The organism is Thioclava sp., from assembly GCF_048263065.1.
In the GTDB taxonomy this organism is placed as follows: domain Bacteria; phylum Pseudomonadota; class Alphaproteobacteria; order Rhodobacterales; family Rhodobacteraceae; genus Thioclava.
On the sequence record NZ_JBLXEM010000002.1, the window covers coordinates 263,853 to 276,605 of the forward strand.

A 12,753-nucleotide genomic window follows, 5' to 3' on the forward strand; every position below is an offset into this window, starting at 1 on the left:
GCCGCCTTCTTCATGGCTAACGCGGCGTCAGTCTCAACCAGACCCCATCACGCCCGCGCACGGTCAGATGCGCGACAGGCACCGGTTCGCGACCAGAGACGGGGGCAATGCGAAACGCGCGCATGATCATCGACAGCAACAGCGGCCCCTCGGCCATCGCGAACCCCGCGCCGGGGCAGGCACGCGCGCCGGTCGAGAACGGGATATAGGCGCAACGCTGCCCGTCCTTGCCGTTGGGCGTGTCCCAGCGCGCGGGATCAAAGCCGTCGGGATTATCCCAGATCCGTTCGTGGCGGTGCAGATGCCATGGGCTGATCACCACTTGCGAGCCTGCTTTGACAGGGCGGTTACGAAAGGTCTCTGGGCATTTTGCCTCGCGCACGAACATCGGCACGGGCGGGTAAAGCCGCATTGCTTCGCGAAATGCCGCGCGGCTGAGCTTTAGCTTGTTGAGGATTGAAAAGTATGGGATTTCATCGCCCATAACCGTTTCCGCCTCGGCCGCGATCCGGTCTTGCCAATCGGGGTTCGTGGCCAGCAAATACAGCGACCACGCCAGCGCCGACGCCGAGGTTTCATGCCCGGCAAGGAAAAAGATCGCGACCTGATCCACCATCTCCGCCGTATCAAAAGTCTTACCCGTTTCTGGGTCGGGCGTGGTCATGATTTTGGTGGCCAGATCGTCGGGCGCAGAGCCTTGCGCGATCTCTGCGGCGCGCTGCGTCGTCAGGCTTTCGATCAGCGCGCGGATGCGGCGTGCGGTGCGTTTGGCTTGGCGCGAATGAAAGCGCGGAAACCAGCGCGGCAGCGGCAGCAGCGCGCCCAGATTAATCACCGGCGAGGCGCGCTGATGGGATTTGAACTCGGCAAAAACCGCGCTCGCGGTTTCGTCCTCAATCGGGATCGAAAACAGCGTGCGAAAGATGATATCGGCAGCCGCGTGCGATGTTTCCGTTTCAATATCAATTGGTTGCGCGCCGGTATTCGCGCGCAGACGATCCACGCAGGCTACCCCGGCATCCCACATCGCTGGGAAGGTCTCGCGCAGCTTGCCGCCCTCAAACGCGGGGTCGATAATGCGGCGTTGACGCAGCCATTGCTCGCCATTGGTGATGAACACGCTATCGCGCAAAAGCGGTTTCAGCCCCTCGCGCACGCGGTCGGATTTCGGAAAATCCATCGGGCGCTTTTTGAGCACAAGATCGACTAATTCGGGATCATTGCACATATACGAGCGAAAAAACGGCGTGCGGAATTCAGCCATCCACGCGCGATATAGCCGCGCTGGCTGGGCCGAGAGAATGTCGGATTTGAACAGCCGGAAGTAGCGCCAAAGCGAGACGCGATCAGGGCGGGGCGTGGGTTTGGGCGGCTGGCTCATGTGATGTTGGTAAAGCGGTTTGCGGGCGTTGTAATGACGCTTTTCGACGCAGCGCGCCCGGCAAAGCGCGCGGCTAACGTATGCGGCCCGGCGGTGATGCGAAAATAGTCGTATTCGCCCACCCGATCAAAGGCACAAAGATATTGAAAATGCAGTCGAAAAAAGCGCCAACGCAGCTCGCGCCACCGCGCCGTAGACAGCGTTTGCGTGAACGCCGCCGAGATCACCAGCGGGTGGATTTGCCCCGCAGGTGCCACGCCCGACACCGCCACCGGATCACATAGCGCGAATGCACAGCCATCGCCGGGGGCTGTGACGTCAAGCCAGAAAATCTCGGGGCGGGTGGCGAGATAGGCGAGATCAGCGCGCAGGCGTGTGGCGCGGGGCAGGTAGCTGACCATCGGCACGACCTGACCGAGCGACAGGAAGGACAGAGTGGGGGGCGCTGCCCCCCCTTGGCCTGCGGCCAATTCTTCCCCGGGATATTTCTGCCAAGAGGAAGGAGGAAGGCGATTTTCGCGGATCAGATCGGCGAGGATTGAGACAGCAAGATGCGCGCCCGAGCTATGCCCGACGACCAGAACCTCGTCCCAATCTTCGGACATGGCCCGTTCAATGCGGTTGGCAAACTCGGCCATTCGGGTTTCAAGCTCGGGCGGGTTGGACCCACCCCAACGCGCAGTGAAGGCGTAGTCATGCATCAGATAATAGGCGAAAAACTTGCCGTCATGTTTGCGAAACCAGCGCAGGGTGAGCGCGAGGGTCGCGGCGGTGAGGGCGAGGCAAAGAACCCAATTGAGTGTAAAGAAAGGGATTAATCGCAGAAAGATAGCGGATAAAGCTAACCCTATCCCAATGCCGATCAGCGCCTGCAGGATCAGCGCGAAGATCGGATAGAGTGCTGCAATCACCGGTCCCTTGCGTAGCCGCATCAGCCCGAATAGCGCGCCCGAAAAGATATAGGTGGCGGCGGTGCGCACCAACTGAGCGTAGGTCGCAACTATAGATTTCCCCATCGAGTTGCGCACGATATCGGACCAGACGAGCACCTCGATATCGGCCTCGACCGCTGCGCCATCTTGCGTCGAGTTCACATGCCAGCCATAGGGGCCGCCGGATGTCTTGGGCGACAGCGCAATCTCATAGCCCGAAATCGCGGCCTGATCTGCGCCCTCTTTTCGGTAAAGTTCACGGTAGCGGCGAGGGTGAATCGGGTCATAGCCGGGGATGTAGAACACCCGGCGTTTGCGCACCCGATCGGAGCCGTGATCTTGCATGTCTGCCCTCATCTTGGCGCAAGATTAGCGGGCAAGCGCGGCGAAAGTAAGGAAATTCAGCGTTTTGCATCCATCCAGCGCGCGGAATTTGTCTCAATCGCGGCGATGCGTTTATGGGTCTTGGGATGGGTCAGCAACCACGCGGGGGTGGCAGCGCCCGCGCCTTGGGTCAGCGCGTCGAGCTTGTGAAACAGCGAGATTTGCGGCTGCGTTCCGATGCCCGCCTTGATCAAGAGGGCCGAGGCAAATTCATCGGCCTCGAACTCGTCGCGCTGGCTCAGGCGCGCGGCCAAGGCCGTCGTGATCAGGTTCGCGATCCAGACGCCCAAAAACGGGATCATCCGCCCCAGCACCGTCATCAACACTGCACGCAGCGCGTTTTGGCCTGAAAAATCAATCATCCGGCGGCGCGAATGCCCCAGTGCGACGTGGCCCAACTCATGCGCGACAACCGAGGTCAGCTCTTCTGCCGTGACCTCTCCGGCGCGGTATTTCGCCATGAAACCCTCGGTGATGAACACCCGCCCATCGGGCGCGGCCAAGCCGTTTACCGGCTCGACCTGATAGACATGCACGGGCACCTCGGCGACCTCAAGTGCCGCGGCCAGCCGATCCAGCAGCGGTGCAAGCCGTGTGTCGCGCAAGCGGCGTGAATTGGCATCAAGCTGGCGTTTGAGTTGCCAGCTTGAGAAATGCCACATTGCAAAGCCGTAAAGCGCAAGCAGCAAGAGGGGGAGAAAGCGGATCATGGGTTAGATATGGCGTCTCGCGCCCGCGTGATCAAGCTTTGGGCGCGGCGCGCGCGGCGTTCCACAGCCACCAGCCAAATCCCAGCGCCGCCGCGCCGGCCGCCATCAGCCCCAACGCGTTGCCCGCAAGCTCGGCTGCCGCATCCAGATTTGCGCCAAAGATGATGCCAAGCCCGACATAAAGCGTGACCCAAACGGCCTCTCCGGCCAGATCGGCCAGCGTAAAGCGGCGACGCCGGAACCCCGACGCCCCGGCGGCCAAGTTCACCCAAGGCCCCAGCGCAGAAAACAGCCAGCGCGAGAAAAACACCGTCACCGCGCCGCGTTTGCGTAAGCCCGCCATCGCTTTGGCGACCAGCGCGCCGCGTTTGCTGTTGGGATGGGGCAGAAAGCGTTCGGCGCGCTGGCCCAGCGAAAACCCCACCTGATCGCCCAAAACCGCGCCCCCATAGGCCGCACTTGTAACGGTGAGCAGCGAGAGATCCCCCGAGGCCACAAACGCGCCGCTGGCGATCATCATCAGCGACGAGGGCACGGGGATGGCAAGGCAGCTTAGAAAGGTGGTGATCCCCAGCAGCCAAGGCCCGTAGATCGGAATAAGCGATAGTAGCCAATCGCTTAGATCGCTGAGTGTCATCGCGGCGGGCCCGGTGGTTGCTCCGCCACCGCGTCGGGCAATCCGGCGGCAAGGCGGTCAAGAAGCGTTTCAACGGATTGGTCGGTGGCTTTGGCGATGCGATCAAGGGTCGGGCGGCCAGAGCCTACGATTGCGCGGGGGTTTTCGATGCGCAAGATTGCCTCGACCTCGGGGATCGGCAGGTGCCAGCTTTGCGCAATATAACCCGGCGTCATCCAAGGTTCGGGTATCTGGCGGTGATGGGCGGGGTCGGACCAGTAGATCGCGCGCCGCACGAAAGTGACGGAAAAGAAGAGCGCCGCGATCAGCGCCACCGCGAACCCGATCGAGGCAATCCGGTTATGCGCCCAAAGATAGCGCAGCGTGTTCATCCCAGCTCCTTCATGGCCGCCGTGATGCCCTCAAGCGTGAGCGGGTGAATCCGGTTGGCGAAAATGTCGCGAATAAGCGCGATGGATTGCGTGTAATCCCATTGCGCCTCGGGCAGTGGGTTGAGCCATGAGTGATCGGGCCATTGCTCGCGTGCGCGTTCCAGCCAGACATGGCCCGCCTCGTCATTCCAATGCTCATTGGCGCCGCCGCGATGGGTGATCTCATAGGGCGACATCGACGCATCGCCCACGAAAATGCATTTGTAATCAGGTCCGTAGCGATGCAGTACGTCCCATGTGGGCGTCACCTCTCCCCAGCGCCGCGCATTGGATTTCCACACGCCCTCATATAGACAGTTATGGAAATACCAGTGCTCGAGGTGTTTGAACTCGGCGCGCGCGGCGGAAAATAGCTCTTCAACCAGCTTTACATGCGCATCCATCGACCCGCCAACATCCAGAAACAGCACGACTTTCACCGCATTGCGCCGCTCGGGGCGGGTTTTGACGTCGATATAGCCAGCCTCGGCACTGGCGCGGATCGTGCCGGGCAGATCGAGTTCGTCCTCGGCCCCGTGACGCGCCCATTGCCGCAACCGTTTGAGCGCCAGCTTGATGTTGCGCGTGCCCAGCTCGACGCTTTCGTCGAAATCGCGAAACTCGCGTTTATCCCAGACTTTCACGGCGCGCTGATGGCGGCTTTCACTCTGCCCGATCCGCACGCCTTCGGGGTTATAGCCATAGGCCCCAAAGGGCGAGGTGCCCCCGGTGCCAATCCATTTGCTGCCGCCCTGATGGCGTCCCTTTTGCTCCTCAAGGCGCTTTTTGAGCGTCTCCATCAGCGCCTCAAAGCCACCCAAAGCCTCGATTTGGGCCTTTTCCTCGGGGCTGAGATGCTTTTCCAACTCGCGGCGAAGCCAGTCTTCGGGCAGATCGACGGCGTTCAGGACATCATCGGGTGTGATCGCCTCTAGCCCCTTGAAGGCGGTGGAAAAGGCGCGATCAAAACGGTCGAGAAAGCGCTCGTCCTTGACCATCGTGCAGCGCGCGAAATAGTAGAATTCCTCAATCTCGTAAGTGCAAAGACCCGCCGATAACCCCTCAAGAAAACTGAGATATTCGCGCAAGGATACGGGGATGCCAGCGCTGCGCAGAGCCTGAAAGAAGGGGAGAAACATCGCCTGCGCCCTCAGGCCCAGACGCGGTTGATGACGATCGTGATAAAGATCCCGACCAGCGCCAGTGCAATCGCATGCACAGCCGCATATTGCGCCCGGTCCAGCCCGTTGCCACCGCGCTTGCGTGCGCGCCAATCGCCCAAGATCGCGCCAATCACGATCCCCGCCAAAACATACATCCGCGCCCTCCCCGGCATCGACCGGGCAGGGCCCGGATCAGTTCACGCGCGCGCCCGCATCGGCCAGCGCGGCCACTTCGCTTGCACGGCGCTTGACGGCCGCGTCAGATCCAAACCCATAGCGCGCCCATTGCGCCATGTCGAGACGAGCTTGGCGCGACTGGCTGGCATTGCCAAGCTGATCGTAGCCCTCGGCGCGGATCATATAAAGCGTCGCCATCAGTGCGGCATTCTCCCCCGAGATCGCGGGCAAGAGCGAACGGTTCACCAGCTGGATCGCATCTTGCGCGCGCCCCGAAGCCAGCGCAAAGGCCCCCATTTGCATGTCGACATGGGCGGCCTGAATGCCTGCGCCGGGGGTACGGCGATAAATGGCGCCGGCTTTCATAAAGGCACGGATCGCCAATTGCGGATCGGTTTTCAGGCTGAGCCGCCCGAGCGCAAACCATGCGAATGCCGCGCGACTATCGTTCCAGCCCTGAGCGGCCGCAATTTGTGTCGCTTGCATGGCGGCAGCGCGCCGACCGCGTTCGTTTGAGGACGCCCCAAGCGCGCGGGTGATCGCCTTAACGTAGCTGCGCGGCGTTGGATCTTCGCGCAAGCCGCGCATTTGGCCGCCGCGAGGATTGGTGCGCGCCAACACACCGGGCAGGGCGGCAAGCACCTCGGGGCGGCTCATGCCGGAATGCAACGCAGGGTCATAGGTCGCGCGCAGCACGGCCATGTCAAAGCGCGTTAGCACTGTGTGGAAATTGTCGTCATTCCAGACCGTGTCGGGCAGACGATACAGGTCGTTGACCGGCCCCAAGCCTTGGCTGATTTCCTCATGCAGGCAATCGCGGATCTCTTGCGGCGTTGCAGGTTCGGGAATGAAGACGGTTGCGGCGCGGCGCACATTAAGCTGTGCCCAATCGGTGCGCGCTGTGCCGCGCGCAGAGCGGTAATCGGCCCAGTCGGTGACATTGGGCACCACGAAACAGGCGACATTGGGCACCGCGCTGCGCATTGTGGCCTTGGGCACGAATTGCACGTTGATCGTGTTGGCATTTCCCGGTTGTGTCGTGACGTTCAGCCCGGCTTCGCGCTGCAAGCGGCTGACGAGACGGCCAAGCTCGGTTCTGGCTACGGGCGGCGCATTGCCCGACAGCGTGATCGAAACGGGGCCTTCGAACCGGGTAAAGCGCGGCAAGGCGCGCCCGGATTCGAGATAAAAGCTTAGCTCCATGAAATCGCGGCCCAGATGGGTATTGTCGGGCAGGGCGGCGCGGGGGACCGGATCAGACAGGCCCGGAACCGGATCGGCCAGCGGCAGATCAATCGTCGCAGTCGAGGCGCGCGCAGCCGTCACTTCGGGCTCGCTCTGCATACACGCAGAGAGCGAACTCGCGATCACGAAACCGCTAAGCACAGACAAAATTTTTCCCGACCGCTTGGCAGCATGGCGGGGCCGGGCGGGCTTTGCGGTGGCAGCCGCAAAGCCCGCCGCGGACGGCAGACAAGTATCGCGCATGGCAGTGCGCCTTCCCAGGTTTTGAGTGCCCAGACTAGGCAGATTACATTAAGTTCTCCTAGTAAATCTTTGCTCTGCAATCGGAATTTTTTGTGGCACTCCCAGATATAGTGTCCAGCCCCCGCCCGACACACGCCTTATTGTTGCCGCATTCAGCGCTCGATCCCGCGATTGGCCCTGATCTGGAAACGCAGCCGTCACGGAATCGCGAATCGCCGTGATTAAAACCGGGGATTCGGAAACAGACTGTTGCGCAAATCGAAACGAAGTTTTTCACGCAAAAAAGAGTTCGCCGTGAGATTTCGCTTATTCAGGCAGTTCAGCGCGGTAATCTGGGGGGCGTAGGCGCGCGAGACACCGCGAAATGCGGCAGGATTGGTCGCAATCTGGCAACATTGCCGCGCGCTCACCCGAGAATGTCACCCGCGCCAAGGCATAGCAGGGCCGATTGCAACGCGCGCAAGGTGACTTGCGAAGCGGCTGCGCCGGGGGGGAAGCGCCAAAAGTCGCCGCACCCAACTGAGCATTGATCGTGGTGACAGGGGCCTAGACCTCGCAACCCGACAGTTTGGGCAGCGGTGCAAGGCGCGTCACCGCGCGCTCAGATCGGAAAAGTCAGCGGGGCTGAGTATCGACAAAACGGCGCGCCTTGCGGCGCGCCCGTTGTTCAGACGCGCGCGCGACGACGCCCCGAGCGCCCGCCACGCGTGCTGGCACCGGCGGCCGCCGAGGCTTCGGCCAAACTCGCGCCGTCTTTCATGGCCTCAAGAATGCGCGCAAAGCGGATCCAGTCAGCGCCGTTATCATCATGATTCATCAGCAGGTTGGCGGCGCGAATGGCCTCCATTTCCGCCGGACGCACCGGGTTCATAATGGCACTGGTCATACCCGCGCCAATCGCCATCGGCAAAAACGCGGCGTTGATGCCGTGACGACCGGGCAGCCCGAACGAGATGTTGGACGCCCCGCAAGTCGTGTTCACGCCCAACTCATCGCGCAGCTTGGCCACCAGTTCAAACACCTGACGCCCCGCCGTGGCCTTGGCGCCAATCGGCATCACCAGCGGATCGACCACGATGTCGCAAGGCTTGATGCCGAAATCAGCCGCGCGCTGGACGATCTTTTTCGCCACCGCAAAGCGCACCTCGGGATCGTCGGAAATCCCCGTGTCGTCGTTGGAAATTGCCACCACCGGCACGTTATATTTCGCAATCAACGGCAGCACGGTTTCAAGGCGCTCTTCCTCGCCCGTTACGGAATTGACCAGCGGGCGGCCCTCGCAGGCCTCAAGCCCGGCCTTGAGTGCTGCGGGAACCGAGCTGTCGATGCACAGCGGCACATCGACCAGTGCCTGAACCCGCAGGCAGAGTTCACGCATCAAGGGCGGTTCGACAAAGTTGTTATCGGCGTAGCGCGGGTCTTTCGCCATGCGGTTGGTGAACACCGCGCCCGAGTTGATATCGAGCACCGAGGCCCCGCAGGCGACCTGTTCCAGCGCGTCACGTTCAACCGTCGAGAAATCGTCCAGCTCCAATTCAGCGGCAAGCTTTTTGCGCCCCGTGGGGTTGATCCGCTCACCGATCACGCAGAAGGGCTCGTCAAAACCGATGGTGACGGTCTTGGATTTCGATTCAAGGACGGTGCGGGTCATTCATGGCCTCGTTGTTGGGCAATCCAGTTGGCTGAGGCGGTGATACCGCCCAGCGGAAAGAAATGCACGGATTCTATATTGGTGGGGCGGTTGGCGGCCAGATCGGCCAGCAATTCGGTGGGTTCAAAGGGCAGCAGCAGCTTGGTCACGTCGCGGGCGCGCTTTTGCAGCACTTTTAGCGACGGTCCGACGCCGCAGGCAATGGCGAACTTCACCAGCGTTTGCAGCTTGGCGGGGCCTGCGATGCCCAGATGGATCGGCATGGTGATGCCATTAGCGGACAGCCGCGCCGCCCAGTCGCGGATCGGGCCGGCCTCGAACGCGAATTGCGTGGCGATCGCCATTTCGGCATCGGAGCGATTGGCGAAATCCTGTTTCAGACGCAGCGCGGCCATCACCTCGGCCTCGCCACCTGCGGGGTCGATATCGCGGTTGCCCTCGGGGTGGCCCGCAACGTGCAGGCGTTTGAACCCGTCAAACGCGCCGCTCTCGATCAGCTGCATCGCGCAGTGGAAATCGCCCACCGGTTGCTTGACGCCACCGCCGAGGATCAGCGCCTGATTGACGCCCGCCTCCCCCGTGTAACGCGCGACCCAATCACGCAACTGCGCGGCGTCGCGCATGATGCGGGCGGGGAAATGGGGCATCGGTTCGAACCCCTCATCGCGCAGGCGGCGCGCGGTGGTGAGCATCTCGTCAAACGGTGTACCCTCGATGTGGGCAATATAAACGCGGCTGCCGGGACGCAGCAGATCGCGAAAGCTCTCGACCTTGGCGGCCGTGCGCGGCATCACCTCAATCGAGGCGCCCTCCAGCAATGCCGCCATCTGGGCATTCACCGGCTGGCGCGGCACCTCACGGCGGAAATTTACCAAGGCCATTCGCATCTCTCCCTCAGGGCGCGGGTGGAGTGGTCCACCCGTCATTGGCAATCAACTCACGCAAGCGCGCGTCGTCATAGTCTGAGAGAATACGCGCCAGCACCGCCTCGGCCGCATCCGCATCATCGCCCGGTTCCTCACCCGCAGCCACTTTGCGCCATTCGGCCAGATAGCTGTCGCTATCGCGCGCCCCGATTTTCATCGCCGCGCGGTCAATCGCCTGTTCAAAACGCTCGGGCAGGGGCTTTTTGACCCCGCGCCGTCCCTTGCCCGCAATGATCTGGGCCGGGATGTCGCGCCAATAAACAAGGGTGATCTGTGCCATATCGACTCTCTCCTATGCCCAAGTGTGCGCAGGTTTTGCGCCTGCACGCGGTGCGATTTCGACATTCCGTCGCAAAGGACCGACGCGCAGGGTCTGTCTAGCAGTTCGCGTGGCCTTGAGGCCACTGTCTGAGACTGGAAAAATCCGCGGGAAGATGATGAGCAGCGCTCAATTGCGCACTTAGCTTTCAGCCCAGTCGGGTTTGCGTTTTTCGATGAAGGCTTGCAGGCCCTCCTCGGTGTCGCGCCAGAGCATGTTTTCCACCATCACGGCGGCGGTGTGTTCATAGGCCTGCGCAAGGTCCATATTGGTCTGATCGTAAAACGCGCGTTTTCCGATTTTCACCGCTGCGCCCAGTTTCGCCGCCAAGGTTTCCGCCAGCTTGTCGGTTTCAGCGTCGAGCGCGTCATGCGGCGCGATGCGGTTGATCAGCCCAACCTCGCGCGCGCGCGCTGTATCGATGAACTCGCCGGTGGTGAGCATCTCAAACGCCACTTTGCGTGGCACGTTGCGCGACAGCGCCACCATCGGCGTGGAGCAGAACAGCCCGATGTTGACGCCGTTCACGCCAAAGCGCGTACCCTCGGCTGCCACGGCCAGATCGCAGCTTGCGACCAACTGGCACCCGGCAGCGGTGGCGATGCCATGGGCCTGCGCGATCACCGGTTGGGGCAGGGTGGGGATCATCTGCATCACCTCGGCGCAGCGAAAGAACAGATCGGCGAAATAGGCGCGGCCATGATCGGCGCTCTCGCGCCCGCGCTGCATTTCCTTAAGATCATGGCCTGCGCAAAACGCCTTGCCCGCCCCCTTGAGCACCACGACCTTGATGCTCTCGTCGCTGGCCAGTTCGCCAAAGCGCGCTTTCAGCGCCGCTAACATCGCATCCGACAGCGCATTCAAACTGCCCGGCGCGTTCATCGTCAGATGCGCCACAGCGCCTTTATCCTCACGGATTACAAGATCGGTCATTGAAACTCCTCCTCTTTGGGCAAACTCTAGGGCGGCAACGGGAGAGAGGGAAGAGAGCATGGGCCTTGTGATGGATCGCATGGAACTGGCAGCGTTTTTGGAGCAGGCATTTCCGCAGGTGAAGGGCGATTTCGCGATTGACGCGCTGGGCGAGGAGGAGTCGGTGGTGCGGCTTTGCGTGGCCGAGCGGCACCTGCGACCTGGAGGCACGGTCTCGGGGCCCAACATCTTTGCGCTGGCCGATGTCGGCATCTATATGGCGATCCTCGCGCGGCTGGGCCCGGTGGCGCTGGCGGTGACAACCAATGCCAGCATCGATTTTATGCGCAAGCCGGTCGCGGGCGTCGATCTGGTCGCGCGGGTGCGGATATTAAAGCTCGGGCGCGTGCTGGCGGTGGGCGAGGCGCTGATCTTTTCGGATGGCGATGATCGCCCCGTGGCGCGCGCCTCCATGACCTATTCGATTCCGCCGAAGTGAGGCCGGAGGCAGCATTGTGCGTGGCTATAGTGGGAAATAAGTGGGGTATTTTAATACCTATTTCATAACGTATTGTTTTTGCATATGTAAATTCCGCTAAAGGGGCTTGATAAGTGCGCCAAAATCGCCGAAAAGCCGCCATCAGAATTCGAGAAACCCCTACAAGGGCCGTTAAAAATGAAAACCTACACCGCAAAACCCGCGGAGATCGAAAAGAAATGGGTCATCATCGACGCTGAAGGCGTCGTGCTGGGCCGTCTCGCCTCGATCGTCGCAATGCGTCTGCGTGGCAAGCACAAAGCCACCTTTACGCCGCACATGGATATGGGCGACAATGTGATCATCATCAACGCCGATAAGGTACAGATGACGGGTCGCAAGCGCGAAGACAAAACCTACTACTGGCACACTGGTCACCCCGGCGGGATCAAATCGCGCACCGCGCGTCAGATCCTTGAAGGCGCGCATCCCGAGCGCGTGGTGATCAAAGCCGTGGAGCGCATGATTTCGCGCAACCGTCTGGGCAGTGCGCAAATGTCGAACCTGCGTGTTTACGCTGGCACCGATCATCCGCATGAAGCGCAACAGCCTGAAGTTCTCGACGTTAAGTCGATGAACAAAAAGAACACCCGGAGCTGATCATGTCTGACGATATCAAGACTCTCGACGACCTGAAATCGGTCGTGTCCGGCTCTGACGCTGCAATGGCGTCCGACACCGAAACCGCCGCCCCCCGTGAGCCCGTGCGCGATGCGCTGGGCCGGGCGTATGCAACCGGCAAGCGTAAAGATGCGGTCGCCCGCGTCTGGATCAAGCCGGGTACGGGCAAGATCGAAGTGAACGGCAAAGAGATGCCGGTCTATTTCGCACGCCCCGTGCTGCAGCTGATCGTGAACCAGCCCTTCGATGTGGCCAATGTTCGCGGTGAGTTTGACGTGTATGCCACCGTCGCCGGTGGTGGCCTGTCGGGTCAAGCTGGTGCGGTCAAGCACGGCATCTCGAAAGCGCTGCAACTGTACGAACCCAGCTTGCGCGCTGCGTTGAAAGCCGCAGGCTTCCTGACGCGCGATAGCCGTGTGGTGGAACGTAAGAAATACGGTAAGCGCAAAGCGCGTCGTAGCTTCCAGTTCTCCAAGCGCTGATCCTTCAGCCAATATCTTTCCA

The 12,753-nt window shown here is 61.5% G+C and carries 15 protein-coding genes; 3 read left to right on the forward strand and 12 right to left on the reverse strand.

Translation table 11 applies throughout. From position 1 onward, the window contains the following. Nucleotides 1-16: 16 nt before the first annotated feature. The 12 genes from ACN0SD_RS04410 to ACN0SD_RS04465 all read right to left on the reverse strand — a co-directional run bounded on the left by ACN0SD_RS04410 (nucleotide 17) and on the right by ACN0SD_RS04465 (nucleotide 11,111). Entirely contained in the window at nucleotides 17-1,381 is a 1,365-nt protein-coding gene (locus ACN0SD_RS04410) for a cytochrome P450 (RefSeq protein WP_417807008.1), read from the reverse strand. Further along, nucleotides 1,378-2,658, reverse strand: a complete 1,281-nt coding sequence (locus ACN0SD_RS04415; protein ID WP_417807009.1) for a hypothetical protein — start codon at nucleotides 2,656-2,658, stop codon at nucleotides 1,378-1,380. Before ACN0SD_RS04415 ends, ACN0SD_RS04410 begins: the two co-directional genes overlap by 4 nt. A gap of 56 nt (nucleotides 2,659-2,714) precedes the next feature. Beyond that, entirely contained in the window at nucleotides 2,715-3,407 is a 693-nt protein-coding gene (locus tag ACN0SD_RS04420; protein ID WP_417807010.1) for a M48 family metallopeptidase, read from the reverse strand. Between the two features lie 31 nt (nucleotides 3,408-3,438). After that, nucleotides 3,439-4,044, reverse strand: coding sequence for a DedA family protein (locus ACN0SD_RS04425; protein WP_417807011.1), 606 nt, complete (start codon nucleotides 4,042-4,044; stop codon nucleotides 3,439-3,441). Next, the gene (locus tag ACN0SD_RS04430) at nucleotides 4,041-4,415 is read right to left on the reverse strand and encodes a hypothetical protein (protein WP_417807012.1); all 375 of its coding nucleotides are present in this window, start codon (nucleotides 4,413-4,415) and stop codon (nucleotides 4,041-4,043) included. Before ACN0SD_RS04430 ends, ACN0SD_RS04425 begins: the two co-directional genes overlap by 4 nt. Continuing rightward, entirely contained in the window at nucleotides 4,412-5,593 is a 1,182-nt protein-coding gene (locus tag ACN0SD_RS04435; RefSeq protein WP_417807013.1) for a vWA domain-containing protein, read from the reverse strand. The genes ACN0SD_RS04430 and ACN0SD_RS04435 overlap by 4 nt, the downstream gene beginning before the upstream one ends. Nucleotides 5,594-5,604: 11 nt before the next feature. Beyond that, a complete protein-coding gene (locus tag ACN0SD_RS04440) occupies nucleotides 5,605-5,772 on the reverse strand; it encodes a hypothetical protein (RefSeq protein ID WP_417807014.1) in 168 nt (55 codons plus the stop codon). A gap of 37 nt (nucleotides 5,773-5,809) precedes the next feature. After that, nucleotides 5,810-7,282: a DUF2927 domain-containing protein gene (locus ACN0SD_RS04445; RefSeq protein WP_417807015.1), complete on the reverse strand. Its 1,473-nt coding sequence runs from the start codon at nucleotides 7,280-7,282 to the stop codon at nucleotides 5,810-5,812. A 667-nt stretch (nucleotides 7,283-7,949) separates the two neighbouring features. Continuing rightward, the gene (locus ACN0SD_RS04450; protein WP_417807016.1) at nucleotides 7,950-8,933 is read right to left on the reverse strand and encodes a methyltetrahydrofolate cobalamin methyltransferase; all 984 of its coding nucleotides are present in this window, start codon (nucleotides 8,931-8,933) and stop codon (nucleotides 7,950-7,952) included. Continuing rightward, on the reverse strand, nucleotides 8,930-9,814 hold the full coding sequence (locus tag ACN0SD_RS04455; RefSeq protein WP_417807017.1) for a methylenetetrahydrofolate reductase: 885 nt from the start codon (nucleotides 9,812-9,814) through the stop codon (nucleotides 8,930-8,932). Before ACN0SD_RS04455 ends, ACN0SD_RS04450 begins: the two co-directional genes overlap by 4 nt. Nucleotides 9,815-9,827: 13 nt before the next feature. Further along, on the reverse strand, nucleotides 9,828-10,139 hold the full coding sequence (locus tag ACN0SD_RS04460; RefSeq protein ID WP_417807018.1) for a virulence factor: 312 nt from the start codon (nucleotides 10,137-10,139) through the stop codon (nucleotides 9,828-9,830). 180 nt (nucleotides 10,140-10,319) lie between these two features. Beyond that, complete coding sequence (locus tag ACN0SD_RS04465) at nucleotides 10,320-11,111, reverse strand: enoyl-CoA hydratase (protein WP_417807019.1); 792 nt, start codon at nucleotides 11,109-11,111, stop codon at nucleotides 10,320-10,322. A gap of 58 nt (nucleotides 11,112-11,169) precedes the next feature. On the opposite strand from ACN0SD_RS04465, the gene ACN0SD_RS04470 reads away from it, so the two are divergent. From ACN0SD_RS04470 to rpsI, 3 genes are all read left to right on the forward strand, one after another. Then, nucleotides 11,170-11,589 (forward strand): PaaI family thioesterase, encoded by a 420-nt coding sequence (locus tag ACN0SD_RS04470; protein ID WP_417807020.1) that lies wholly within the window; start codon nucleotides 11,170-11,172, stop codon nucleotides 11,587-11,589. Between the two features lie 177 nt (nucleotides 11,590-11,766). Continuing rightward, nucleotides 11,767-12,228: a 50S ribosomal protein L13 gene (gene rplM / locus ACN0SD_RS04475; RefSeq protein WP_038127018.1), complete on the forward strand. Its 462-nt coding sequence runs from the start codon at nucleotides 11,767-11,769 to the stop codon at nucleotides 12,226-12,228. A 2-nt stretch (nucleotides 12,229-12,230) separates the two neighbouring features. Then, nucleotides 12,231-12,731, forward strand: a complete 501-nt coding sequence (rpsI, locus tag ACN0SD_RS04480) for a 30S ribosomal protein S9 (protein WP_417807021.1) — start codon at nucleotides 12,231-12,233, stop codon at nucleotides 12,729-12,731. Nucleotides 12,732-12,753 lie beyond the last annotated feature (22 nt).